Source organism: Ensifer sp. Root142, from assembly GCF_001426785.1.
Lineage (GTDB): Bacteria > Pseudomonadota > Alphaproteobacteria > Rhizobiales > Rhizobiaceae > Ensifer > Ensifer canadensis.
The window spans coordinates 43,737-69,883 of record NZ_LMFK01000047.1; the positions used below are offsets into that span (position 1 = coordinate 43,737).

The window sequence follows — 26,147 nt, forward strand, 5'->3', positions numbered from 1 at the left end:
CGCGCAAGGCCGCGTGACGCAGCGTCGATCATGCTGCTCGACCGCTCCGGCGACGGCGTACGCGTGCTGATGGGCCGGCGCAGCAGTGCGCATGTCTTCATGCCCGATCTCTATGTCTTTCCCGGCGGGCGCCGAGACCCGACCGACCATCGCCTCGCGTTCTCCAGTGATCTCAACCCCGCCGTCCTGCAGGCGCTGAAAAGCGTCCGGGGGGCACCCGTAAGCGACTCTCGTGCAAGAGCACTGGCGCTGGCGGCGCTCCGAGAACTCTACGAGGAAGCCGGTGTTCCCTTGGGCACGCCGCATGCAAAGGCGGAAGCGCCACTGCCCTTTCTTCCAGATCTCGCAAACTTGCGCTATATGGCTCGGGCCATTACTCCTCCGGGACACTCGAGGCGGTTCGATACACGCTTCTTCGCGATCTTCGCGGACGAAGCCGAAGTCGATACATCACGGGTTCTGGAAAGCCGGGAGCTCCAGGATTTGCAGTGGATCGATGTCAACGACCTCCCCTCGCTCCGGATACCGGAGATAACCGCAATCATCCTTTCGGATTTGAGAAGCGGCCTTAACACGGACCCGACGCTACCCTATGAGCGCTCCGTGCCCTTCTATTTCGCGCGCCGTGGGCGGCTCATCCGCACGCTTCTCTAAGGACCACCGTCGCATGTCACAGCCGACGCCCGGGTGCCCAGCACCGGTTGAGGAAATTCACTGGCCGTCGCTGATCGCGGCGGTCTCCGCCATCAGCGCCGTCGGCATCGCCATCGGCCTCGGCCTACCGCTGCTTTCGAGCATCATGGAGAACCGCGGCATCTCGTCGACGCTGATTGGTCTCAATTCGGCGATGGCCGGCGTGGCCTCCATGGTCGCGGCTTCCTTCACGACCAAATTCGCCCATCGCCACGGTGTTGCGCCGACGATGCTCTGGGCCGTCCTGCTCGCCGCAATCAGCGCCTTCGGCTTTTACTACATTACCAACTTCTGGCTCTGGTTTCCGCTGCGGGTCGTCTTCCATGGCGCCATTACCGTACTCTTCATCCTCTCCGAATTCTGGATCAACGCCACCGCCCCGCCAGCGAAACGGGGCTTCGTCCTCGGCATCTACGGCACGGTTCTATCCCTCGGCTTCCTGAGCGGGCCGCTGCTCTTCTCGATCCTCGGCAGCGAGGGTGTCTTGCCCTTCGTGGTCGGCGCCGGTGTCATTCTGCTCGCGGCCGTGCCAATCTTCCTCGCGCGGGACGAGAGCCCTGTCATCGACGAAAAGCCCGACCGCCATTTCATGCGCTACATCTTCCTGGTGCCGACCGCGACCGCCGCCGTCTTCATCTTCGGCGCGGTCGAATCGGGCGGGTTGTCGCTCTTTACGGTCTACGGGACACGATCGGGGTTCACCGAATCACAGGCGGCGCTGCTGCTGACCGTGATGGGCATCGGCAATTTCATCTTCCAGATTCCGCTCGGCATGCTGTCAGACCAGATCAAGGATAAGCGCACATTGCTGACGGCCATGACCGTTATCGGCCTCATTGGCGCCCTCTGTCTGCCGATGCTGGTGGAAAGCTGGTTCCTGATGGCGATCATTCTGTTGTTCTGGGGGGGCTGCGTCTCTGGTCTCTACACGGTCGGCCTCAGCCATCTCGGCTCGCGCCTGCAGGGCTCCGACCTTGCCGCGGCCAATGCGGCGTTCGTTTTCTCCTATGCGGTCGGCACGGTGGCCGGGCCGCAGGTGATCGGCGCATCGATGGATGTGGCTGGCAACAACGGTTTTGCCTGGGCGATTGCCGGGTTTTTCGGCCTTTACGTCGCGCTTTCGGTTGTAAGGATCGTTTTGAATCCAAAACGGTCTTGACTTTTCGGCCGCGATTTGTAGTTTCGCGCCAACCTTGCCCGTGGCCCGCAACCGGTTGTCCACGGCTTTCAATTTCATAAAGGCAGGACGACCATGGCAAAAGCCACCACCATCAAGATCAAGTTGCTGTCGACAGCCGACACGGGTTTCTTCTACGTCACGACCAAGAACAGCCGTACGATGACGGACAAGATGACCAAGACCAAGTATGATCCGGTCGCCAGAAAGCACGTCGAGTTCAAGGAAACCAAGATCAAGTAAGATCTGACGTTTCGTGGGATCAAGGGGCGCCAACCGCAAGGTTTGGCGCCCCTTTCCGTTGGTGCGCCAAGAAGCGGCCGCCGACTGTTCGGAGGCCGTCCCGCCTGCGTGTGCGCACAGGCAAGAATCAAAAAGCGCTGTCCCTTCCGGAACAGCGCTTTGAATGGGGGTCGGCTGGCTACTGACCGCGGCACGAGGATTCCGCAGGTGTCAAAAGCCAACCGACCGACCCCACGACCCAGGAGATGCGGCGGACCTGAGCATCATGGGGTAACCGAAGCTGATGGAAGCTATGCCCCCGCATTTATCAGCATCACCTGAAAATAGAAAAAAATCAATGAATTCTTAATGCGCGAAGCGGTGTCGCTCGGCGCATGGTTAATTCCGTATCACATCGGCACATGTAAATGCTTGCGCGCCGCCGCTACCAAACCCCTCGGTAGCATCGTTGCGGCGGAGAATACAACTTTAAAGGCATATCGCAAGAGGGATCCGGAATTTCATCAAGCCACCAGCAGGTGGTGACAGGCTCGGTTCTTTCCGTCAGGCTGCAGCCGCCACCACTCTGTTGCGACCCTCGTTCTTCGCCTGGTAGAGCGCCATATCTGCGCGCTTCAGCAAAGCTTCTGTCGTGTCGCCTTCCAGTTTCAGGCCGGCAATGCCCATGGACGCGGTGATGACCAGCGCGCCGTCCGCATGCGGTATCGAGAATGGCTGACTCTCGATGATATGCCGCAACCGCTCGGCAACGGCGGCCGCCATCTCCGGCGGTGTGTCGGGCATGACCACGACGAACTCTTCGCCGCCAAAGCGGCAGGCCAGATCGGCGCCGCGGACGGTGGAGCGGATGCGGTTGGCAAATTCGCGCAACACCTCATCACCAACATCGTGACCATAGGTGTCGTTGACCTGCTTGAACCGATCGATGTCGGTCATGCAGATCGACAACGGGCGACCGCGTGCTCCCGCACGATCGAGCAGCAGCTTCAGATGATTGTCGAGATAGCGGCGGTTGTGCAGCCCTGTCAGGCCATCGGTGACCGCCAGCTCGATCGTCTGCTGCACGCTCTTTCTCAGCATGTCGTTGCAATGCTTGCGCCTGATCTGGGTCAACGAGCGGGCAACAAGCTCATTGGGATCAACCGGCCGGATGATGTAGTCGGTAATACCGAGATCGAGCGCACGCACGATCATCTCGTCATTGCCCTGCTCCGTGATCAGCAGGATCGGAATGAAACGTGTGCGCTCCAGCGATCGCAACTGCGAGCACAATCGCAAGGGATCGTAATCGTCGAAGTTGGCGTTGACGATGACGAGGTCGAAATTGTTCTCGGCCGCCTCGAACAGCGCCGCCTGCGGGTCGGAGATAACAGAGACATCGGCAATCGGCTTGAGCGTGCGCTGCAGCCGCTCCTGAGAGGAGCCGCGGCCATCGACCAGGAGGATATTGCCCGGCTCGTCCGGACGGTCCTGACGGGCCAGTTCCTGCAGGCCGATAGTCTGCGCCGTCTGGGCCCGCAGCCGCAATTCGTCGCTGACGTTCTTCAGGCGGACGAGGCTCTTCACCCGCGACATCAACTGAAGATCGTTGACCGGCTTCGTCAAGAAATCGTCGGCGCCGGCCTTTAACCCGCGAACCCGATCGGACGGCTGGTCGAGTGCCGTCACCATGACGACGGGAATATGTGCTGTGCGTGCATTGGCCTTCAGACGTTCGCAGACCTCGAAGCCGTCGATGCCGGGCATCATGATGTCGAGAAGCACCAGGTCGACCGGTGTCGTCTCGCAGAGCGTCAGCGCCGTATGGCCATCACCCGCCGTCAGCACATCGAAATACTCAGCGAGCAGACGCGCTTCGAGAAGCTTAACGTTGGCAGGCACGTCATCGACAACAAGAATGCGCGCAGTCATATCAATTTTCCCGCCAGTTAGGCATCGCCAAGGTAGGTCTTGATCGTCTCAATAAACTTTGGCACAGAAATCGGTTTTGAAACATAGGCTTCGCATCCGCCCTGACGGATACGTTCCTCGTCGCCCTTCATGGCGAAGGCAGTCACGGCGATCACCGGGATGACGTGCAACTCATCGTCTTCCTTCAACCACTTCGTGACTTCGAGCCCGGAGACCTCCGGCAGCTGAATGTCCATCAAAATCAGATCGGGGCGATACTTCCGCGCCAGCTCGAGCGCCTCCATACCGTTGCGCGTCTGGATCGTCGCGTAGCCGGAAGCCTCAATCAGGTCTCGGAAGAGCTTCATGTTCAGCTCGTTATCCTCAACAATCATTACCTGTTTGGGCATGTCGATCCCTTGCTGTCCGTCGTCTTCTTGCAAGTCTTCTCAAGACATCTAAGTTGCAGAACCAACGACTCGACCCATTTCCTCAAGTTCACCGATAAACCTATTTGGTTGAAAAATAGGTAATTCCGGGCGTAAAAACAGTAGGAGGCCAAGACATTGAAGAGCGCCGACGAAATCGCCATCGACATTCTCTCCTGGCTTGCCGGCGAGCCGGACCTGCTGTCCCGATTTCTGGCGCTGACCGGCACGGACCCGTCCTCCCTGCGCAACGCGATCGGCGAGCCGGGCTGCATGGGTGGGCTCATCGCCTTTCTTATGGACCACGAACCAACGTTGATCGCTTTCTGCGATGCAACAGGGACAGCCCCGCAGGATGTCGTGCGTGCGCATGAGAAGCTTTCCGGCGCCGCCGATCTGCAGGACAGCTGAGCTTGAGCAACACCGTCTTCGAAGATGAAATCCGCCTTAGCAACCGCCCGCTTGTTATCAGCGACATCGATGAAGTCGTGCTCGAATTCCTGGATCCATTCCGGTCCTTTCTCGAAAGCCGCGACCACGTCCTCTTGCCGCGCTCCTTCCGGCTGACCGGCAACATCATCCATCGCGCAACGGAGCGGGCAGCGAGCGAGGCTGACGTCAAGGACATGCTCGATGCCTTCTACGCCACGCAGGATCGCTGGCAGACGCCGACTGCCGGCGTTGTCGAGACTCTCCGTGAATTGTCCAAGCAGGCTGACATCGTCTTCCTGACGGCCATGCCACCGCGCCATGCGGCCGCGCGTCGTGCTCTGCTCGACCGGCTCGATCTTCCCTATCCACTGCTCGCATCTGAGGAACCCAAAGGGCCGATCGTTCAGCGCCTGCATGCCGGACGGGCGCTTCCCGTTGTTTTCATCGACGATATCGCGCGCAACCTGCAATCGGTGCAGGAGCACGCGCCATCCTGCCTGCTGATCAATCTGATGGCGAACGCCGAGTTTCGGGCGCTCGCGCCTCAACCGGCGGACTGCGTTCACATTGCTAGCGACTGGGTCGACGCTGCGAATGCCATTCGCGCGCATTTCCAGCGATAGCGGCACCCGGACCAGCAGATCGAGACCTGCAAGACGACGCGCAAAATCCGACCAGCGGCTTGGCGTCGGCAACCTGACATGCAAGGCAATTTCCAACGCGGCCTCCCTTGAGACTCGTTAGCGTAGAGCGTAAAGTCCCAATGTTCAACATTTGTTCCAGATATGCTCGACAGTGGTTCTCAAACTCCAGGCTTCTGCCGTGACTGCCTCAGGGAACAGACCGCGACGGCGCGACGCTGCCTTGCCTGCGGCAGCCCCCGTCTGTTGCGTCATGCCGAGCTCTACGACCTGACTCTAGCCCATATCGACTGTGATGCGTTTTACGCCTCCGTCGAGAAGCGGGACAATCCGGAGCTTGCCGACAAGCCAGTGATTATCGGCGGCGGCAAGCGCGGCGTCGTCTCGACGGCTTGTTACATCGCCCGCATTCACGGCGTGCGCTCGGCAATGCCGATGTTTAAGGCGCTTGAGGCCTGCCCGCAGGCGGTCGTGATCAAGCCCGACATGGAAAAATACGTTCGCGTCGGCCGCGAGGTCCGCACGTTGATGCAGGAGCTGACACCGCTGGTGCAGCCGCTCTCCATCGATGAGGCCTTCCTGGAGCTCAGCGGCACCCAACGGCTGCACCACGATCCCCCCGCGCGCACCCTCGCCCGCTTTGCCCGCCGTGTCGAACAGGAGATCGGCATTACCGTCTCCGTCGGCCTTTCCTACTGCAAGTTCCTCGCCAAGGTTGCCTCCGATCTGCAGAAGCCTCGCGGCTTCTCGGTAATCGGCCAGGCCGAGGCGCTCGAATTCCTGAGAGAAAGGCCGGTGACCTTGATCTGGGGCGTCGGCAAGGCGTTCGCCGCCACGCTGGAGCGCGATGGCATTCGCACGATCGGTCAGCTTCAGACGATGGAGGAAGCCGACCTCATGCGCCGCTACGGCACCATGGGCCAGAGGCTCTACCGCCTGTCGCGCGGCCTCGACGAAAGAACGGTCGAGATCGACGGCGAGGCGAAAAGCGTATCGTCAGAGACGACATTCAACGACGATCTCGCCCGCTACGACGATCTCGTCACGCATCTGCGTCGGCTGAGCGAACAGGTCGCCCACCGCCTGCGTAAATCCGAACTCGCCGGCCAGACCGTCGTTTTGAAGCTGAAGACTGCCGACTTCAAGACCAGGACTCGCAACCGCCGCCTCGACAGTCCGACGCGGCTCGCAGACCGTATCTTCCGCACCGGGCTGCAGCTTCTGGAGAAGGAAGTTGACGGCACGAAGTACCGGCTGATCGGCATCGGAGTCAGCGATCTTTCCAGCCCCGATCTCGCAGATCCCCCCGATCTGGTCGATCCAGCCGCAACCCGTCGTGCCGCCGCCGAGGACGCCATCAACAAGCTGCGCGACAAGTTCGGCAAGGCCAGCGTCGAAACCGGCTACACCTTTGGCAGCGGCAAGCGCGATCACTAGTGCGTTATCGGCGGCGGCTTGACGTATCCTGCAAGGATAAAAACATGCAGCAATTCAAAGTGCTACAGCGACCTTTGCGCGTCTAATAAGACGCGCGGCGCTGTAGGTCGATCGGGACAAATTCTTTAAAGATTTCAGCGTAAGCTTGTCGGCCAGTTTACGTGTTGGGATGAGTGTATGGTATTGCGTTTCGCTCTCACGGCCAGCGTCGTCGTCTTCTTGTTTTCGCCTGCGGTCGGCTTTGCCGGCAGCAACGCACCGCTGCAGATCATCGTTTCGAAGAACCAGCAATCCCTCGTCGTCTATGACGGCGACGCGGTGATCGCAACGTCGGCAGTCTCTACCGGCAAGGCCGGCCATTCCACACCGACGGGCATCTTCTCGATCCTTGAAAAACGCCGTCACCACAAATCCAACATCTATTCGAATGCGCCGATGCCCTTCATGCAGCGACTGACCTGGTCAGGCATTGCGCTGCATGGCTCCAATCACGTGCCGGCCTATCCGGCTTCGCACGGTTGCGTGCGCCTGCCGAGCAAGTTTGCCGCCAGCCTCTTCAAGATGACGTCGCGCGGCGTGCATGTCCTGATAACCGATCGGCAGGTCAGCCCCACCGAAGTGTCGAGCGCCGTGCTCTTCCAGCGCAACCCGGCGCCCGGCGAGAACCCCGCACCGCTGTCGGATGTGCCCCTCCGCCCGGCGATCAGCCAGACCGAGACCATGCCGGTCGAAGTGGCGATGACCGAGGCATCGACCGCCAACTCAGTCATCAAAGCAGAAGACCGCGAGCCGATCCGCATGCTGATCACCCGACGCGGCGAGCGCGATATCAAGCGTGCAGTCCAGTCGGCGCTGAACCAACTCGGCTATGTCGCCGGCGTGCCGGACGGCCACATCGGCCCGGACACGACCGCCGCCATCAACGCGTTCCAGACTGCCGAGGGATCGACCGTCGATGGCAAGCTGACGCCGGAGCTGACTGAGGCGATCTTCAGGAAAGCGGGCCGCGACGTTCCCCCCAACGGGGTGATCCTTGTCCGCCAGGGTTTCAAGCCGATTTTCGAGGCAGGCGTCACGATCGACAAGCCGGAGCAGGCGCTCGGCACGCATTTCCTGCAATTTCAAGAGATTGACGAGGGAAAGAGCGAAGGCAAGTGGTACGGCGTACCGCTCGAAAACCATCTGCCGTCATCGGTGAAGAAGCGCCTCGGGATCGCCGCCGACGCCGACGCATCAGCCTTCAATGCCGTCCAGCGCACGCTCGGGCGCCTGACGGTCTCCGACGACGTCCGCGAACGGATCGGCGGCCTGCTTGCAGACGGTTCGTCGCTGTCGATTTCGGACATGGAGAGCGGGCTCGAAACCGGCGACGGGACCGATTTCATCACAATCACCCGCGCATCCCCGCGGGGCTGATGCCCTGCGCAGTCGATCCGATACTCAAAAGCTGCGCTGCAGCCGCGCCTGACGTTCCGTATCTTTATACGCCGCCGGCTCAAGCAATCATGCAGCGCGGTCAGACGAGTTCAACGTCGACCACACCCGGAGCCGAGCGAAGTGCTGCGGCAATCTCCGGCGAAATCCTGAACTTCTCGTTGAGTTCGACCTCGATCTCGCGCTGGCCGTTATCCTTGATGACGATGAAGGAAACGAGACCCTCGCCCCTCGCATTCAAATGGGCGGCGATCGACTTCAGTGGTCCTGAATCGCGCACATAAACGCGCAGCGCCTTCTGCATCTGCAGCGATTCTTCCTCGAGCGAGCGCAGGGTCTGGATGCGAAGGCCGATGCCTTCCGGCCGCTCCTCCGCCTGAACCGTCATCACCAGCGATTTGCCGGGCTCAAGCAGGTCGCGATACTGGTGCAGCATTTCCGAAAACAGCACGGCCTCGAACTGACCGGACGAATCCGAGAAAGCGATGATGCCCATCTTGTTGCCGGTTCGGGTCTTGCGCTCCTGTCTGGAGGTAACGGTGCCGGCGAGACGTCCCGCCGTTGCGCCCTTCTTCACCGCTCCGGCGAAATCGCCGAAGGTCTGGACGCGCATCTTGGCGAGCAGCGGGTTGTAGGTGTCGAGCGGATGGGCCGAGAGATAGAAGCCCAGCACCTGAAACTCGCGGTGCAGCTTTTCTGAGGCGAGCCACGGCGTGTAGGTGGGAAGCGAGATCCGTTCCGGTCCGGTCGCGGCCCCCGCACCGAACATATCGCTCTGTCCGCTCGTCTTGTTTTCCTGCGCGCGCTGGGCAAAGCCGAGGATGCGATCGAGACCGCCGACCAGCTCGGCACGGTCGTAACCGAAGCAATCGAAGGCGCCGGCCGCGATCAGGCTTTCGAACACACGCCGGTTGAGCAGCTTCGGGTCGATCCTCAGGCAGAAATCCTCAAGGCTCGCAAACTCGCGGTCGCCGCGAACGGCAACGATATGCTCGACTGCCGATTCGCCGACACCCTTGATGGCGGCCAATGAGTAGTAGATGCGCTTGTCGCCGGTCTGGAAATGCCGGAAGGAGGACTGGACCGACGGCGCAATCACCTGGATGCCGAGGCGCCCGGCATCCTGACGGAAGTCGTTGACCTTCTCCGTGTTGGCCATATCGAGCGTCATCGACGCCGCCAGGAACTCGACCGGATAGTGCGCCTTCATATAGGCCGTCTGATAGGAGACGATGGCGTAGGCGGCAGCGTGCGACTTGTTGAAGCCGTAGTTGGCGAACTTGGCGAGAAGATCGAAGATCAGATCGGCCTGCGGCTTCGATACCTCGTTCTTGACCGCGCCGTCGACGAAACGGGCGCGCTGCTTGTCCATTTCCTCCTTGATCTTCTTGCCCATGGCGCGACGCAGAAGGTCGGCTTCGCCGAGCGAATAGCCCGACAGGACCTGGGCGATCTGCATCACCTGCTCCTGGTAGACGATAACGCCCTGCGTTTCCTTGAGCAGATGGTCGATCTTCGGATGGATCGATTCGATCTCTTCTTCGCCGTGCTTGCGGGCGTTGTAGACCGGGATATTCTCCATCGGGCCCGGACGATAAAGCGCCACCAGCGCAATAATGTCCTCGATGCAGTCTGGCCGCATACCGATCAGCGCCTTGCGCATGCCGGCACTTTCCACCTGGAACACGCCGACCGTCTCGCCGCGCGACAGCATCTCGTAGGTCTTCTCGTCGTCGAGCGGAATGCTGGCGAGATCGACCTCGATGCCGCGCAGCTTGACGAAGTCGACGGCGACCTTCAGCACGGTCAGCGTTTTCAGGCCGAGGAAGTCGAATTTTACCAGGCCGGCCTGCTCGACCCATTTCATGTTGAACTGCGTCACCGGCATATCGGAACGCGGATCGCGATACATCGGCACGAGCTTTGACAGCGGCCGGTCGCCGATCACGATACCGGCTGCGTGGGTCGAGGCATGGCGATAGAGACCCTCGATCTTCTGCGCGATGTCGAGAAGACGGGCGACGACGGGTTCCTTTTCCGCCTCTTCCTGCAGGCGCGGTTCTTCCTCGATCGCCTTTGACAGCGGCGTCGGGTTGGCCGGATTGTTGGGCACGAGCTTGCAGATCTTGTCGACCTGGCCATAGGGCATCTCGAGCACGCGGCCGACGTCGCGCAGCGCCGCGCGCGCCTGAAGCGAACCGAAGGTGATGATCTGGGCCACCTGCTCGCGGCCGTATTTCGCCTGGACGTAGCGAATGACTTCTTCGCGCCGGTCCTGACAGAAGTCGATGTCGAAGTCGGGCATCGATACGCGTTCCGGATTGAGGAAGCGTTCGAACAGCAGTGAGAACCGCATCGGGTCGACATCGGTGATCGTCAGCGCATAGGCGACGAGCGAGCCCGCGCCCGAACCGCGTCCCGGGCCGACGGGGATGTCCTGCTGCTTGGCCCATTTGATGAAGTCGGCAACGATCAGGAAGTAGCCGGGGAACTTCATGCGCTCGATGACGCTGAGTTCGAACGCCAACCGCTCGCGGTACTCTTCCTCTGTATAGCCGGGCGCCATGCCGAGCTTGCGCAACCGATCGTCGAGCCCCTCTTCCGCCTGCCGGCGCAACTCGCTGGACTCGGCACGCTCGGCCTCCTCCGGATCGTCCGAGGCGCCGGTGAAGCGTGGCAGGATCGGCCCGCGCGTCTTCAGCATGAACGAGCAGCGCCGCGCGATCTCGATGGTATTTTCGAGCGCCTCGGGCAGGTCGGCAAAAAGTGCCGCCATTTCCTTCCGGCTCTTGAGATAATGATCCGGCGTCAACCGGAACCGACTGTCGTCGGAAACCATGGCGTTGTGAGCGACCGCCATCAGCGCGTCGTGCGCGTCATAGTCGGATGGCGAGGGAAAGAACGCCTCGTTGGTCGCAACCAGAGGCACATCGAACTTGTACGCCAGATCGATCATCCGGCTTTCATGTCGGCGGTCAAAGTTTCCGTGCCGTTGCAGCTCGATATAGAGCCGATCGCCGAAGAGATCCTTTAGGGCTTCCAGGCGTGCCTCGGCCAAGGCCGTCGAGCCGGATTTCACCGCCATGTCGATCGGGCCGCCGCCTGCGCCCGAAAGGGCGATCAGCCCGTCGGTGCCGGCCTCCACGAGCCACGACCGCGTGATCCTCGTGACCTGGCTGCCTTCGCCGCCGAGATAGGCGCGGCTTACCAGATCGACCAGTCGTGTGTAGCCGTCGTCCGTCGCGGCGATCAGGACGATGGCCGGCAGCTTGGCGAGCTGCTGGGCATGGCTGCGACGTTCGCCGTCACCGTCGTCTTCCATGTCGATCGACAACTGACAGCCGGTCAGCGGCTGCAGGCCGTCTTCGGCCGCCTTCTGGGAAAATTCAAGGGCTGCGAAAAGATTGTTGGTGTCGGCGATACCGATCGCCGGCTGAGCATCGGCCACAGCCTTGCCGATCACCTTCTTCAAAGGCAGTGCGCCTTCGAGCAGCGAAAAAGCCGAGTGAACACGCAAATGCACGAACTGCGGATCCGCAGTCGTCTGATCGTTCCGTTCCCCGCTGCCGTGATCCGCCATCTCTACATCCTGATTCCTGTCAGGGTGTCAGGATATCCCGTTTATCACCCGCCATGTCCAGTTTTGCATCGTGGGCCGGCGTTCTTTTCAACGGTGCTGGTGTCGGGGGTGCTGTGCCGGGATAATATCGAGCGACCCCGCATCGGGGTCGCGCAGCATCTTGAGTATGCCCAGGGATCAAAGTCCGAGAGCGATGAAGGCAACGCTGGCGACAAACAGGCCCATCGATGTGAAGGCGGCGAGGTCACGAACAAAATCAGTCATAACATGGCTCCTTTTCCGTTATGTATCCACTTTGTTCTTTTTTTGTTCTCTCGTCAATCGCTGTTGAGCACACCGCCCGCTTTCCACCGCGCATGGTTAACCGCATCAACAAAGAGCGTTTGAGGTAATTAACCGAAACCTTGAGCGCTCCGTCCATCGCGCCTATGACTGGACCAACCACACGGAGCACAACGACATGACTGCACGCCTGACCCTGCCTCTCGTTTTTCTGCTTCCTTCCCTCGCCCTTGCCGCCGAGGCGATTGATCCCGGCCGCATTGTCCCGGCCGCGACAGGCGACTGGGACAAGAATGGTGCTGGCGATCTGGCGCTGCTGGTGAAGCCCGATGACGGGACAGACGAGAACAATGCCGTCTATATCTATCTCGCCGGCGAAGACGGCCCGCTGGCGCTCAAGTCGGCCGTTCCGAACAAGGTCTGGGGGCAATACGGCATGGCCGGCCAGGCACCGTCCGTCACGGCGCTTCCGAATGGTTCGCTGGTGATTACCACCCACAACGATTCGGTCGGGCGTGACCGTTGGGAACAGAAGCTGACGATCGCCTATCGCAATTTCGACTTTGTCGTCGGCGGCTACACCTACTCGTCCTATGACACGCTCAATCTCGACAATACCTCGCACTGCGACCTGAATGTGCTGACGGGCAAGGGCAAATCGAACGACAAGCCCGTCAGCGCCAAAGGCGAGCTTGTGCTTCTCGATGACTGGAACGACGACCGCGGCCAGCACGCCTGCGGCATCTAATCGAGCTATTTGTTCCCTTTTTGTTCTTTACATCGACGGAATGTCGCGGCATGCTGCCAGGGAACAAACAAGGTGTTCTCATGGCCAGCATCGAGCAGCTCAAAGACTTCATCGTGGAAGCCAAATCGAAGACATATGTCGGTGGCGGGATAACAAGCCCGCCATCGCGCGCGGGCTCGCGCGATATCGGCTACCAACGCGACCGGTGGCGGTATCTCGACAGTTACTTCGGTGGGACCGATTTCGCAGGACAGGAAACCGTCTGGTTCGAGGACGACACCCGCTGGGCCATGAATTATTTCGGCCGCGTCATCCGGCCCGATCTGATCGATGCGGAACGCGCCGGCATCGTCATCAAAGCCGCGCTCGATACCATGTATCGCGAGAAGCGGCACTTTCTCGGTGGAATGGAATATCGCCACGCCTACGGCTACTACATCGACAACAGCCGCGGCGACACCGGGCACTTTTCCGGACGTGAAGTCATCTTTGTCGACGGCGACGAAGCCTACGAACTCGACTATCGAGGTGGCCTCATCGTGCCTTAAACTAAAGGTTTCGCATCACATTGATATCGCGCGCTCCATTGGAAACGGGCTTTGACGCGAGCGTTATTTCAGCTCGACGACCTTGCCGTCCTCGATCGTCACCCGCCGGTCCATAAGCGATGCCAGCTCGTGATTGTGCGTGGCGATCAGGGCTGCAAGACCGGACTGGCGAGCCAATGCTTCGAGCGCTTCGAAGACGTATCCCGCAGTTTCCGGATCGAGATTGCCGGTCGGCTCATCGGCCAGCAATACCAAGGGAGCATTGGCAACGGCGCGGGCGATCGCCACGCGCTGCTGTTCGCCGCCTGAAAGCTCCGACGGGCGGTGATCGGCGCGGTGGCCGATACGCATGTAGTCGAGCAGCGCCCGCGCACGCTCGGCGGCCTCAGCCTTGCCAAGGCCGGCGATCAGCTGCGGCATCATGATGTTTTCGAGAGCGGTGAACTCCGGAAGCAGATGATGGAACTGGTAGACGAAACCGATCTCGTTGCGACGGATAGCGGTGCGCCTGTCGTCGTTGAGACCGTCGCAGGTCACGCCGTTGACCACGACCTTTCCGCCATCCGGCCGCTCCAGCAGGCCCGCAACATGCAGAAGCGTCGACTTGCCAGTGCCTGACGGCGCCACAAGCGCAACGGTCTCGCCGCTTTTCAGCGTGAAGTCCGCGCCCTTGAGGATCGAGAGGAAGGTGTCCCCCTGCCCGTAATTACGCTCGATGCCCGAAAGCTGCAGTGCCACGCGCGCATTCATTCAGATGATGTCCTTGTCATTCGTACCGCAGGGCCTGCACGGGATCGAGGCGCGAGGCGCGCCATGCCGGAAAGATCGTGGCAAGGAACGACAGGCTGAGGGCCATGACGACGACGAGGATCGTCTCGTCGGCGTTCATATCTGCCGGCAACTGGCTGAGGAAATAGAGCTCGGGGCTGAACAGCGTCGTGCCTGAAATCCAGGAGAAGAATTGGCGAATGGACTCAATGTTCAGGCAGACGACGACACCGAGCAGCACGCCGGCAACGGTTCCCGCCGCACCGATGGCAGCTCCAGTCATGAAGAAGATGCGCATGACGGAGCCGGAGGTCGCGCCCATCGTGCGAAGGATGGCGATGTCGCTCCCCTTGTCCTTCACCAGCATGATCAGTCCGGAAATGATGTTCAGCGCCGCGACCAGAACGATCAACGTCAGGATCATGAACATCACATTACGCTCGACCTCGAGCGCCGAGAAGAACGTCTTGTTGCGGTCGCGCCAATCGGTGATGAAGATCTGCCGCTCGGCAGCGTCCTCGACCGGCTTGCGCAAATCGTCGACCATATCGGGGTGCTCGACGAAGATCTCGATCTGCTGGGCCAAGCCTTCGGCATTGAAGAACAGCTGCGATTCCTCAAGCGGCATGAAGATGATCGACGCATCATATTCCGACATACCGATCTCGAAGATTGCCGAGACCGTATAGGCCTTGACCCGCGGGTTCATGCCCATCGGCGTGACGTCGCCGTTCGGCGATGTCAGCGTGATCGTGCCGCCCACCTGAATGCCGAGCTGCTCAGCCATACGTGAACCGATCGCCACGCCGGTGCCGGCGGCGAAGCCGACGAGATCGCCGGATTGAATATGGTCGGAGACCGACTTCATCTTGCTGAGGTCATCGGCGCGGATGCCGCGCACGAGCGCACCGGTCGAAGAATCGCCGACGCCCTGGGCCAGAACCTGGCCTTCGACCAGCGGGATCGCCATCGTCACACCCTTCACACCGGAAAAGCGGGTGGCGAGGTCGGGGTAATTGTTGAGCGGACCGTCGATCGGTTGCACGATCATGTGGCCATTGATGCCGAGGATGCGCGAGATGAGCTCGGTGCGAAAACCGTTCATCACCGCCATGACGATGATCAGCGTCGCGACGCCGAGCATGATGCCGATGAAGGAGAAGCCGGCGATCACCGAAATGAAGGCTTCCTTGCGCCGCGAACGCAGATAGCGCCAGGCGACCATGCGCTCAAAGGCGGAAAAAGGGCGGCTGGCGGACTTTGCAGACTGGCCAGCGGCCTGCACCTGATCTTCCGTCACGGCGGTCATCCTGCCTCCCCTTGCCTCACTTACTTCGTCGCGATCAGCTTGTTGAGGGCTGCCTCGACAGTCATGGTCTCGCGCTCACCGGTCTTGCGATCCTTGAGCTCGACTTCGCCGTTGGCGATAGAACGCGGTCCGACGATGATCTGGACAGGTACGCCGATAAGATCGGCAGAGGCGAACTTGGCGCCGGCGCGGTCGTCCGTATCGTCGAGCAGCGCATCGAATCCTGCGGCGCCGAGCTTCGAATAGAGCGTCTCGCAGGCTGCGTCGCAAGCGGCATCGCCCGCTTTCATGTTGATGATCACACCATCGAACGGCGAGATCGACTTCGGCCAGATGATGCCGTTGTCGTCATGCGACGCCTCGATGATCGCCGGAACCAGCCGTGTCGGGCCGATGCCGTAGGAGCCCATATGGACCGCGTGTTCCTTGCCATCCGGACCGAGAACCTTCGCGCCCATCGCCTCGGAATACTTGGTGCCGAAGTAGAAGATATGGCCGACTTCGATGCCGCGTGCCGACAGGCGATCGCCTTCGGCGACTTCGTTGAACGCCGCTTCGTCGTGCATTTCGGACGTGGCCGCGTAGCGCGAGGTCCACTTGTCGAAGATCGTCTTCAGACCAGCGACATCATCGAAATTGGTGTCTTCGCCGGGAATATCGAAGCCGAGGAAGTCCTTGTGGCAGAACACTTCGGATTCACCGGTTTCGGCGAGAATGATGAATTCATGGCTGAGATTGCCGCCAATCGGTCCGGTGTCGGCACGCATCGGAATGGCACGCAGCCCCATGCGCGAGAAGGTGCGCAGGTAAGCGGCGAACATCTTGTTATAGGCGTGCTCGGCACCTTCGCGGTCGAGATCGAAGGAATAGGCATCCTTCATCAGGAACTCGCGCGAGCGCATGGTGCCGAAGCGCGGACGGATCTCGTCGCGGAACTTCAGCTGGATATGGTAGAGATTGAGCGGCAGATTGCGGTAGGACTTCACGTAGGAACGGAAGACATCCGTGATCATTTCCTCATTGGTCGGACCATAGAGCATCGGCCGATCCTGGCGGTCCTTGATGCGCAGCATTTCCTTGCCATAGGCGTCATAACGGCCGCTCTCCTGCCAAAGCTCGGCGGACTGCAGCGTCGGCATCAAAAGCTCATTCGCGCCGGTGCGGTTCTGCTCTTCGCGAACGATCGCATTGACCTTGTCGAGAACCCGCTTTCCGAACGGCAGCCAGGTATAGATCCCCGAGGACTGCTGCCGGATCATGCCCGTCCGGAGCATAAGACGGTGGGAAACGATTTCCGCTTCCTTCGGATTTTCCTTCAAGATGGGCATGAAAAAGCGGGACAGGCGCATGACGGGTTCCAGAACTTGATGAACGTCGCACTATCGACGGATTCGGGCGAAATGACGTTGAGCTCAGGTACGCCGGTCTCGCCGAAAACAGGCAAAGGCGACCATTGCTTCTTGGGGTCGGCTCTCAAATTTCCGTCACCGACAAGTCGGCAGGAACCTTTCCGAGCCCTGCGTTCATAGCCGCTTCGCGCCCGGATGAAAACCCTGCTTGCAGAAGGAACCACACAGAGTGGATCGAGAGATTCGAAGGAGAACCGACAAGCCAAAAGCTGCGTCAAAAGAGCACGGTAGTAACAGTATTGCGACGATGCTTGTCAACGGAGAAATTTTATCCAACTGTAGCAAAAATGCAAAAAAATAAGGTGACATCGCCCAATGTTTGGGCTAATTTCGGCTCACAAAACAGGCATGAAGTCTAAATTCTTGCCGACTTTCGCGGTCAAGTCTTGGGAGGATAAGATCTTAGGCGCGCTTCGTCGCTGCCGCCGGAAACGGATTAAAGATCACGCGATACTTGAAAAACAAGGCTTTTAGCCTTGTTTTTTTTTGCCTTTCGCCAAGCGAACCCTCATCGGAGCACCCGGGCTTTCTTGAACTATGTCAATTTCGGGGCGGTCAATCGTAGGATTGCCCGGGTTTCGCGCAGAGAGGCACCCGAGAGAACTCTACGGGCCTGTGCAGCGGTAAATCGATAATACTTAACTGGGGATTGTGAGGAAGCGGACACGATCACTCGATATCCCTAGACGCCGAGCGCCCACATGCTTGCCGATGCTTGGCTCAATAGAACTTCGGATAGAAGCGCGGAATGCTGTCGATGCCGTAGCCGAGCCGCACCGACACAATGTACCAGGCAAGCTGGATGACCGCCGCGATTGCAGTTGTCAGCAGGATGACCCGTTTGGCACGGAACCGCGCCGGCGCGCTTTCGACAGTGCCGGGCACCACCTCGTTTTCCTCCGCCTGCGTGCGCACGCCAAGCGGCAGCACTGCAAACAGCGTCAGCCACCAGATAATGAAGTAGATGGCAAAGGTTGAAAAAAGCGGCATTTCCGGCTCCTGATGAAGACCTGTCCCGAACTGGCTACTGGCCCTCAACGGAACGATCCTCGCGATATTCTACTGCATAATTCCTTAAATCGGCATCGATTTAAGGAGAAAATTATGCAGCAAGTTTAAAGTGTTACAGCGTGCTGAGCGCGTCAAACTTGACGCGCGGCGCTGTAGCCCGCTTATAACGCCACCGGCGCGATCACACAAACCGGCATCGCGCGGTCAACTGTCACACCTGTTCAAGCTCGATCAACGTGCCTTGAAAATCCTTCGGGTGCAGAAAAAGCACCGGCTTGCCGTGAGCGCCGATCTTCGGCTCGCCGTCACCGAGAACCCGCGCGCCGGACGCCTTCAGCGTGTCACGGGCAGCAATGATGTCCTCGACCTCGTAGCAAATGTGATGCATGCCGCCGGACGGGTTCTTGGCGAGAAACGCCGCAATCGGCGAGGCATCGCCGAGCGGCTCCAGCAGTTCGACCTTGGTGTTGGGAAGCGCGACGAAAACGACGGTGACACCGTGCTCGGGCAAGGCTTGCGGCTCGGTCACCGAAGCGCCGAGCGTCACTCGGTAGCCCTCAGCAGCGGATGCCAGATCCGGCACGGCGATTGCCACATGGTTTACACGTCCAAGCATCGCGATCCTCCAACCTTCGGGCTGTTTTCAAGCCCCCGGACGTCTACAGCGCCGGGAGCCTGAAGGAAATCAGACTTTGGTGACGAACACGGTCACCACGGGCTTCTTGCCCCAGATCTGGTTGACGGTGCTACGCACGGCGCGGCGCACCGCCTCCTGCAGCATGGCCAGATCCTTGCGCTTGGCACGCGGGATGCTTTCGACAGCACCGAGCACGGCGTCATAGAGCGTGTCTTCCATGTCCTCGCCCTCGTCGTCGAACTCGGGCAAGCCGATGGCAACGAGGTCAGGATCACCGAGGAAATCGTAGCGGTTGTCGAGCACGACGTTGACTGAGACATGTCCGGCAAAGGAGAGCTTGCGCCGCTCACCGATGCCCATTTCCTCGAAATCACCGATCAGCGAGCCATCCTTGTAGATCCGGCCATGCGGCGCAGTGTCGATGACTTCGGCCGGACCTGGCGCCAGCCGCAGCATATCGCCGTTGCGAAGCCGCGGAACGCTGGCGATACCCGACTGCAGGCCAAGTTCGGCATGCGCCGTCAGGTGTGCGGCCTCACCATGCACCGGCACGAGGATCTGCGGACGGACCCACTGGTACATCTGCTGCAGCTCGCTGCGACGCGGGTGGCCCGACACATGCACCAGCGCTTCACTGTCGGTGATGATGTGAATGCCCTGCTCGATCAGGCCGTTCTTGATGTCGTTGATCGCCTTCTCGTTACCGGGAATGGTACGCGACGAAAACACGACCGTATCGCCGGCGGAAAAGGCGACGTTGCGCATCTCGTCGCGGGCGATCTTGGCAAGTGCGGCACGGGGTTCGCCCTGGCTACCGGTCAGGATCACCACGACCTTGTCGCGCGGCACATAGCCGAACTCGTCTTCGGCGAGGAAAGGCTTGATGCCTTCCATCAGGCCGAGATCGCGGGCGACGGCGACGACGCGCTTCATCGAGCTGCCGAGAAGCAACACCTCGCGGCCCGCCTCTTCCGCAGCTTCCGCAATCGAGCGGATGCGCCCGACATTGGAAGAGAAGGTGGTGATCGCCACACGTCCTTCAGACTTGGAGATGATCTGCGTCAGGCTTGCCGAAACCTCCTGCTCGGACGGCGAGACCCCGTCACGAAGCGCATTGGTCGAATCGCAGACCAGCGCCAGCACGCCCTCGTCACCGATCTTGCGGAAGCGCTGCTCGTCGGTCAGGGGCCCGAGCGACGGCTGAAGATCGATCTTCCAGTCGCCGGTGTGAACGATCGCGCCAAGCGGCGTGCGGATGATCAGCGACATCGGCTCGGGGATCGAGTGGTTGACGCCGACCGCTTCGATTTCGAACGGGCCAACATTGATGCGGTCGCCCTGCTTGAAGATCGTTATCGGGATTTCGCCGCGGCTCCTTTCGAAGTCGCGTTTCGCCTCAAGCATGCCCGCGGTAAACGGCGAGGCATAGACCGGTACGTTCAACCCCGGCCAAAGATCGTTGAGACCACCATAGTGATCCTCGTGGGCATGGGTGATGATGATGCCCTTGAGATTGCGGCGTTCTTCCGCCAGGAAACTGATATCGGCCAGAACCAGATCCACTCCCGGCAGCTCCGGCCCCGGGAAGGTGACGCCGCAATCGACCATTATCCACTGTCGATGACCGGGTTTGCCATAGCCATAGAGGCCGAGGTTCATCCCGATTTCACCGACGCCGCCGAGCGGCAAGAACACCAGTTCTTCTTCTTGCGCCATGTTTTTGATGCGCCCTTGTTTTGATTATCCGAAAAATACGTCGCCGGCGGCGATCGTCTGCATCGTGTCCGAGCCCGTATCGAGCATCAGCCGGCCGTCCTGATCAATACCGGCAAAGCGGCCGGAAAGCGACCGATCCGGCAGGTTCACCGTAATGGTCTCGCCGATGCCGCGCGCTGCCGCCCGCCATTGGTCTATGATGTGTGCCACACCCCTGCCCTGGTCCCAAACGGAGAGCGTTTCGGCCATGGTCAGGAAAAGGTGGGCAAACAAGTCGTCCGGCGATACCGACGCCCCTTCGTTGCGAAGCGAAGTCACCGGGTAGAGTGCCTCGTCGGGCATGACGGCGATGTTGATGCCGCAGCCGATGACCAGCGCGCGACGTCCGTCTGCAAGACTCTCGCCTTCAAGCAGGATGCCGCAAGTCTTCTTGCCGTCGATGAGGATATCGTTCGGCCATTTGATCTCGACCGGAGCGCCGGCCAGCGGCATTACCTGTCGGATGGCCCTGTGAACCGCCACTGCCACTGCCAGCGGCAGCGAGTGCAGCAGCTCGATCGGAGCCGGCTCGATCAAGAGGAGCGAAGCATAGAGATTGCCGGGCTCTGAAAACCAGGCCCTACCGCGTCGACCACGTCCACCTGTCTGGCGGGCGGCGGTGATCCAGAGATTTCCCCTGTCCCCCTCGCGCGCCCGCACCAGGCATTCGCTGTTGGTCGAACCGACTTCATTGAGAGCGACGTGCCGGAAATCGTCGAGCGAAACCCGGCCGCCGCCTTCAAGGCCTATCAAAAGAAGGTCCGAGCCGCGACTTCAGCGGCGTTGCCGAGCGGACCACCGATCAGGACGTAGCCAAGCACGAACAGGCCCGAGAGACCGAAAACCAGGCGAAGCTCGCCGGCCGTCCGGGCAAACTCGCCCTTGGCATCGTCGAACCACATCACCTTGATGACACGCAGGTAGTAGTAGGCGCCGACGACCGAAGCGAGCACGCCGATGATGGCAAGCGCATAGAGATGGGCTTCGATAGCCGCCATGAACACGAAGTACTTCCCGAAGAAGCCTGCCATCGGCGGGATGCCGGCGAGCGAGAACATCAGGATGGTAAGGACCGTGGCCATGAAGGGGTTGGTCTGCGACAGGCCAGCGAGATCGTCGACGCTTTCGACGTTCTCGCCATCCTTGCGGCGCATGGCGAGGATGCAGGCGAAGGTGCCGAGCGTCATGACCATGTAGATGAGCATGTAGAGCAGAACGCCGCGAACGCCCGCCATAGAGCCGGCGGCGAGACCGACGAGCGCGTAGCCCATGTGACCGATGGAGGAATAGGCCATCAGGCGCTTGATGTTCTTCTGGCCGATCGCCGCAAAGGCTCCGAGCAGCATCGAAGCGATCGAGATGAAGACGACGATCTGTTGCCACTGGACAACGACCGGCTCGAACGCGTTGATGACGATGCGAACGAAGATGGCCATGGCGGCAACCTTCGGGGCCGCGGCGAAGAATGCGGTGACCGGCGTCGGCGCACCTTCATAAACATCCGGCGTCCACATGTGGAACGGAACGGCAGAAATCTTGAATGCAAGGCCGGCAAGGATGAAGACCAGTCCGAAGATCAGGCCGAGCGACGGCGTGCCCGTAGTCGTCAATGCAGCGGCAATCTCGTCAAAGCCGGTGTGGCCGGTGAAGCCGTAGACCAGCGACATGCCATAAAGCAGCATGCCCGAAGACAGCGCGCCGAGGACGAAATACTTCAGGCCGGCTTCCGTCGAACGGATGCTGTCACGGTTGATGGCGGCTACGACGTAGAGCGCCAGCGACTGCAATTCCAGCGACAGGTACAGCGACATCAGGTCGTTGGCCGAGATCATCAGGAGCATTCCGAGGGTGGCGAGCACCAGCAGCACCGGGAACTCGAAACGATCGATCTGCGCGGAACGGGCATGGCCGACCGTCATCACCATGGCGGTGATCGAGCCGATCAGCGCCAGCACCTTCATGAACTTGGCGAAGGGATCGGACAGGAAGGCGCCGCCGTAAGCTTCGCCCTCGCCCGTCTTCAGGACGAGCCAGAGGCCGGCGATGATGAGAAGGGCAACCGCAAGGCCGGTGACGGTCGAGGTCGACTTTTCACCGGCGAACACGCCGATCATCAAGAGCGCCATCGCGCCGACCGCGAGGATCAACTCGGGGATCGAGAGCTGCAGGCTAGCGAGGAGGATTTCAGCAGTCATGTCCAATCACGTCCTGTGGTCATTGCACCGAAAGCGCAACGTTTTGCGCTGCCTGCAGGGCTGCGGAGTAGTTGTTGACGAGCAGATCCACGGAGGCTGCGGTCGCATCGAAGATCGGCGCCGGATAGACACCGAAGAAGATCGTCAGGATCACCAGCGGGTAAAGGATCGCCTTCTCGCGAGCCGAAAGATCGAGCAGAGCCTTCAGGCTTTCCTTTTCCAGCGCACCGAAGATCACTCGGCGGTAGAGCCAGAGCGCGTAGGCAGCCGAGAGAATAACGCCGCTCGTTGCAAAGAACGCAACCCAGGTATTGACGCGGAAGACGCCGACGAGCGTCAGCACTTCGCCGACGAAGCCTGATGTGCCGGGTAGGCCGACGTTGGCCATGGTGAACACCATGAAGGCGACGGCGTATTTCGGCATGTTGTTGACGAGGCCGCCATAGGCCGAGATCTCGCGGGTGTGCAGCCGGTCATAGACGACGCCGACGCAAAGGAAGAGCGCGCCGGAGACGATGCCGTGCGACAGCATCTGGAAAATCGCACCCTGAACACCCTGCGTATTGGCCGCGAAGATACCCATCGTCACGTAACCCATATGTGCGACGGACGAATAGGCGATCAGTTTCTTGATGTCGGTCTGCATCATCGCCACCAGCGAGGTGTAGATGATCGCGATGACCGACAGCGTGAAGACGAAGGGCGCGAAATAGTCGGACGCCAGCGGGAACATCGGCAGCGAGAAGCGCACGAAGCCGTAACCGCCAAGCTTCAGGAGGATGGCGGCCAGGATGACCGAACCCGCCGTCGGCGCCTGAACGTGCGCGTCGGGAAGCCAGGTGTGCACCGGCCACATCGGCATCTTCACCGCGAAGGAAGCGAAGAAGGCGAGCCATAACCACGTCTGCATCTCACGCGGGAAGTTGTAGGCGAGAAGTTCAGTGATGTCGGTGGTACCGGCCTGCCAGTACATCGCCATGATGGCGAGCAACATCAGCACCGAGCCGAGCAGCGTGTAGAGGAAGAACTTGTAGCTCGCATAGACGCGATCCTTGCCGCCCCAGACACCGATGATGAGGAACATCGGAATGAGGCCGGCTTCGAAGAACACGTAGAACAGCACGATGTCGAGCGACACGAACACGCCGATCATGAACGTTTCCAGGATCAGGAACGCGATCATGTATTCCTTCAGCCGCTTTTCGACCGAGAACCAGCTTGCGAGCACGCAGAACGGCATCAGGAAGGCAGAGAGAACGACGAAGAGCACCGAGATGCCGTCGACGCCGAGATGATAGGAAATCCCGGTGCCGAGCCATTCGTGCTTCTCGGTCATCTGGAAACCCGGGTTCGAGCTATCGAACTGGTACCAGATATAGACCGACACGGCGAACGTGAAGAGCGTCGTCAGCAGCGATACGTTCAGGATGTTGCGGCGGCCGTAGGCGCTGTCTTCTCTTGTCAGCAAGAGAAGCAGGACGCCGACGAGCGGCATGAAGGTGACCGCGGAAAGTACGGGCCAATCGGTCATCAGAAGGAACTCCCGAGCATCATCCATGTAACGAGCGCAGCAATGCCGATCAGCATGGCGAACGCGTAGTGATAGAGGTAACCGGTCTGCAGCCGGACCACACGATCGGTGACATCAAGCACGCGTGCCGCAATTCCGTTAGGGCCAAGGCCGTCGATGACCCGGCCGTCGCCTTCCTTCCACAGGAAGACGCCGAGGCGCTTGGCCGAGCGTACGAACAGGAAGTCGTATAGCTCGTCGAAGTACCACTTGTTGAGCAGGAACTGGTAGAGGCCGCGATGCTGTTCCGCCAGGTACTTCGGCAGCTCAGGCCGACGGATGTACATGTACCAGGCCGTGAAGAGACCAAGCGCCATGGCGCAGAACGGGCTCCACTTAACCCACAGCGGAACGTGGTGGTACTCATGGAGGATTTCGTTTTCAGCCGAGGTGAACAACGCACCCTTCCAGAACTCGGCATAGCCCTCGCCGAAGAAGTGGTCGTGGAACAGGAAGCCTGCGAGCAGAGCACCGGCAGCCAGGATGTAGAGCGGCACCAGCATGACCTGAGGTGATTCATGGACGTGATGCATGACATCCGACGAAGCGCGTGGCTTGCCGTGGAAGGTCATGAAGGTCAGGCGCCAGGAATAGAAACTGGTGAACAGAGCGGCGATCACCAGCATCGCAAAGGCAAAGCCCGAAACGATGCTGTGCGAAGCGAACGTCGATTCGATGATGGCATCCTTCGAGAAGAAGCCGGCCGTACCGATGACGGTGCCGGGGATGCCGACGCCGGTGAGCGCGATCGTGCCGATGAACATCATCCAATAGGTGACCTTAATATGCTTCCGCAGGCCACCCATATAACGCATATCCTGTTCGCCATCGACGGCGTGAATGACCGAACCTGCACCCAAGAAAAGGAGAGCCTTGAAGAAGGCGTGCGTGAACAGATGAAAGATGGCCGCGCCATAGGCGCCGACGCCGAGGGCCACGAACATGTAGCCAAGCTGCGAACAGGTCGAATAGGCGATGACGCGCTTGATGTCGTTCTGGACCAGACCGACGGTTGCGGCGAAGAAGGCCGTGATCGCGCCGATCAGCGTGACGACCGTCAGTGCAGTCGGCGACAGCTCAAACAGCGGCGACATGCGAGCGACAAGGAAGACGCCGGCGGTGACCATGGTTGCGGCGTGAATGAGGGCCGAAACCGGGGTCGGGCCTTCCATCGCGTCCGGAAGCCAGGTGTGCAGCAGGAACTGAGCCGACTTGCCCATCGCGCCCATGAAGAGCAGCAGGCATGCGGCCGTGATGGCATCTGCCTTGTCGAGGTGCATGCCGAACAGCGTAACAACCGCCTCCCCTGCTGCGGCACCTTCGGCCGGCAGGTAGGTCTGGGCTGCTGCAAAGATGGTTTCGAGGTTGACCGAACCGAACAGCACGAAGACGAGGAAGATGCCAAGCGAGAAACCGAAGTCGCCAACGCGGTTGACGATGAACGCCTTCATCGCCGCCGCGTTCGCCGACGGCTTCTTATACCAGAAGCCGATCAGCAGGTAGGATGCGAGACCCACGCCTTCCCAGCCGAAGAACATCTGCACCAGGTTGTCCGACGTGATCAGCATCAACATCGCGAAGGTGAAGAGCGACAGATAGGCGAAGAAACGCGGACGATGCGGATCGTGGTGCATATAGCCGATCGAATAGACATGCACGAGCGTCGACACTGTGTTGACGACCACGAACATGACTGCGGTCAGCGTGTCGACGCGGAACGCCCATTCGACGTCGAAGCCGCCGGACTGGATCCAGCGCAGCACCGAAACCTTGATCAGTTCCTGCTCGCCCATCGCGACGTCGAAGAAGACGTACCACGACAATGCGGCGGCGATGATCATCAGTCCGCTGGTGACATATTCAGAAGCCTTGGCGCCGATCGAAGTGCCGAAAAGGCCGGCGACCAGAAAGCCAATCAAAGGCAGGAAGACGATAGCCTTGATGATGGTATCCATAGCCC

At 60.3% G+C, this 26,147-nt stretch carries 23 protein-coding genes; 10 read left to right on the top strand and 13 right to left on the bottom strand.

All coding sequences use genetic code 11. The annotated features are described in order from the left end of the window. Positions 1–30: 30 nt before the first annotated feature. From ASD52_RS32355 to rpmG, 3 genes are all read left to right on the top strand, one after another. Positions 31–654 (top strand): NUDIX domain-containing protein, encoded by a 624-nt coding sequence (locus ASD52_RS32355; protein ID WP_038576881.1) that lies wholly within the window; start codon positions 31–33, stop codon positions 652–654. Positions 655–667: 13 nt separating this feature from the next. Further along, the gene (locus tag ASD52_RS32360; protein WP_025426612.1) at positions 668–1,852 is read left to right on the top strand and encodes an MFS transporter; all 1,185 of its coding nucleotides are present in this window, start codon (positions 668–670) and stop codon (positions 1,850–1,852) included. Between the two features lie 93 nt (positions 1,853–1,945). Further along, positions 1,946–2,113, top strand: a complete 168-nt coding sequence (gene rpmG, locus ASD52_RS32365) for a 50S ribosomal protein L33 (protein ID WP_007626161.1) — start codon at positions 1,946–1,948, stop codon at positions 2,111–2,113. Between the two features lie 543 nt (positions 2,114–2,656). Here the strand turns inward: rpmG and ASD52_RS32370 are convergent. Both ASD52_RS32370 and ASD52_RS32375 read right to left on the bottom strand, forming a co-directional pair. Further along, entirely contained in the window at positions 2,657–4,024 is a 1,368-nt protein-coding gene (locus ASD52_RS32370) for a PleD family two-component system response regulator (RefSeq protein ID WP_025426611.1), read from the bottom strand. A 17-nt stretch (positions 4,025–4,041) separates the two neighbouring features. Next, positions 4,042–4,413: a response regulator gene (locus ASD52_RS32375; protein WP_025426610.1), complete on the bottom strand. Its 372-nt coding sequence runs from the start codon at positions 4,411–4,413 to the stop codon at positions 4,042–4,044. Between the two features lie 156 nt (positions 4,414–4,569). On the opposite strand from ASD52_RS32375, the gene ASD52_RS32380 reads away from it, so the two are divergent. The 4 genes from ASD52_RS32380 to ASD52_RS32395 all read left to right on the top strand — a co-directional run bounded on the left by ASD52_RS32380 (position 4,570) and on the right by ASD52_RS32395 (position 8,357). Then, a complete protein-coding gene (locus ASD52_RS32380; protein ID WP_025426609.1) occupies positions 4,570–4,842 on the top strand; it encodes a DUF3572 domain-containing protein in 273 nt (90 codons plus the stop codon). Between the two features lie 2 nt (positions 4,843–4,844). After that, positions 4,845–5,486, top strand: coding sequence for a hypothetical protein (locus ASD52_RS32385; RefSeq protein ID WP_081788849.1), 642 nt, complete (start codon positions 4,845–4,847; stop codon positions 5,484–5,486). 162 nt (positions 5,487–5,648) lie between these two features. Next, positions 5,649–6,941 (top strand): DNA polymerase IV, encoded by a 1,293-nt coding sequence (locus tag ASD52_RS32390; RefSeq protein ID WP_057226516.1) that lies wholly within the window; start codon positions 5,649–5,651, stop codon positions 6,939–6,941. Between the two features lie 183 nt (positions 6,942–7,124). Further along, the gene (locus ASD52_RS32395) at positions 7,125–8,357 is read left to right on the top strand and encodes a L,D-transpeptidase family protein (RefSeq protein WP_057211517.1); all 1,233 of its coding nucleotides are present in this window, start codon (positions 7,125–7,127) and stop codon (positions 8,355–8,357) included. Between the two features lie 100 nt (positions 8,358–8,457). On the opposite strand, the gene dnaE is transcribed toward ASD52_RS32395, so the two are convergent. Then, positions 8,458–11,955 (bottom strand): DNA polymerase III subunit alpha, encoded by a 3,498-nt coding sequence (gene dnaE / locus ASD52_RS32400; RefSeq protein ID WP_057211420.1) that lies wholly within the window; start codon positions 11,953–11,955, stop codon positions 8,458–8,460. On the opposite strand from dnaE, the gene ASD52_RS39190 reads away from it, so the two are divergent. From ASD52_RS39190 to ASD52_RS32410, 3 genes are all read left to right on the top strand, one after another. Beyond that, positions 11,881–12,342, top strand: coding sequence for a hypothetical protein (locus tag ASD52_RS39190; RefSeq protein ID WP_162174733.1), 462 nt, complete (start codon positions 11,881–11,883; stop codon positions 12,340–12,342). The genes dnaE and ASD52_RS39190 overlap by 75 nt on opposite strands. Positions 12,343–12,415: 73 nt before the next feature. Next, entirely contained in the window at positions 12,416–12,985 is a 570-nt protein-coding gene (locus ASD52_RS32405) for a hypothetical protein (protein ID WP_025426604.1), read from the top strand. Between the two features lie 80 nt (positions 12,986–13,065). After that, positions 13,066–13,533 (top strand): DUF5680 domain-containing protein, encoded by a 468-nt coding sequence (locus tag ASD52_RS32410; protein ID WP_025426603.1) that lies wholly within the window; start codon positions 13,066–13,068, stop codon positions 13,531–13,533. Between the two features lie 63 nt (positions 13,534–13,596). On the opposite strand, the gene ASD52_RS32415 is transcribed toward ASD52_RS32410, so the two are convergent. The 10 genes from ASD52_RS32415 to nuoL all read right to left on the bottom strand — a co-directional run bounded on the left by ASD52_RS32415 (position 13,597) and on the right by nuoL (position 26,142). Then, entirely contained in the window at positions 13,597–14,283 is a 687-nt protein-coding gene (locus tag ASD52_RS32415; protein ID WP_025426602.1) for an ABC transporter ATP-binding protein, read from the bottom strand. Positions 14,284–14,299: 16 nt separating this feature from the next. Next, positions 14,300–15,610, bottom strand: coding sequence for a lipoprotein-releasing ABC transporter permease subunit (locus tag ASD52_RS32420; protein WP_025426601.1), 1,311 nt, complete (start codon positions 15,608–15,610; stop codon positions 14,300–14,302). A 20-nt stretch (positions 15,611–15,630) separates the two neighbouring features. Next, the gene (gene proS / locus ASD52_RS32425; RefSeq protein WP_025426600.1) at positions 15,631–16,959 is read right to left on the bottom strand and encodes a proline--tRNA ligase; all 1,329 of its coding nucleotides are present in this window, start codon (positions 16,957–16,959) and stop codon (positions 15,631–15,633) included. Between the two features lie 780 nt (positions 16,960–17,739). Next, positions 17,740–18,009, bottom strand: coding sequence for a DUF1467 family protein (locus ASD52_RS32435; protein ID WP_025426599.1), 270 nt, complete (start codon positions 18,007–18,009; stop codon positions 17,740–17,742). A 232-nt stretch (positions 18,010–18,241) separates the two neighbouring features. After that, positions 18,242–18,646, bottom strand: a complete 405-nt coding sequence (gene mce, locus ASD52_RS32440) for a methylmalonyl-CoA epimerase (RefSeq protein ID WP_025426598.1) — start codon at positions 18,644–18,646, stop codon at positions 18,242–18,244. Positions 18,647–18,715: 69 nt separating this feature from the next. Next, positions 18,716–20,383, bottom strand: a complete 1,668-nt coding sequence (locus ASD52_RS32445; protein ID WP_025426597.1) for a ribonuclease J — start codon at positions 20,381–20,383, stop codon at positions 18,716–18,718. Between the two features lie 24 nt (positions 20,384–20,407). Then, on the bottom strand, positions 20,408–21,172 hold the full coding sequence (locus ASD52_RS32450; protein WP_162249774.1) for a biotin--[acetyl-CoA-carboxylase] ligase: 765 nt from the start codon (positions 21,170–21,172) through the stop codon (positions 20,408–20,410). Beyond that, positions 21,172–22,617 carry an NADH-quinone oxidoreductase subunit NuoN gene (nuoN, locus tag ASD52_RS32455; RefSeq protein WP_057211423.1) on the bottom strand — a complete coding sequence of 482 codons (1,446 nt, stop codon included), beginning with the start codon at positions 22,615–22,617 and terminating at the stop codon, positions 21,172–21,174. The genes ASD52_RS32450 and nuoN overlap by 1 nt, the downstream gene beginning before the upstream one ends. Positions 22,618–22,636: 19 nt before the next feature. Next, the gene (locus ASD52_RS32460; protein WP_057211424.1) at positions 22,637–24,148 is read right to left on the bottom strand and encodes an NADH-quinone oxidoreductase subunit M; all 1,512 of its coding nucleotides are present in this window, start codon (positions 24,146–24,148) and stop codon (positions 22,637–22,639) included. Continuing rightward, a complete protein-coding gene (nuoL, locus tag ASD52_RS32465) occupies positions 24,148–26,142 on the bottom strand; it encodes an NADH-quinone oxidoreductase subunit L (RefSeq protein ID WP_057211425.1) in 1,995 nt (664 codons plus the stop codon). Before nuoL ends, ASD52_RS32460 begins: the two co-directional genes overlap by 1 nt. Between the last annotated feature and the right edge of the window lie 5 nt (positions 26,143–26,147).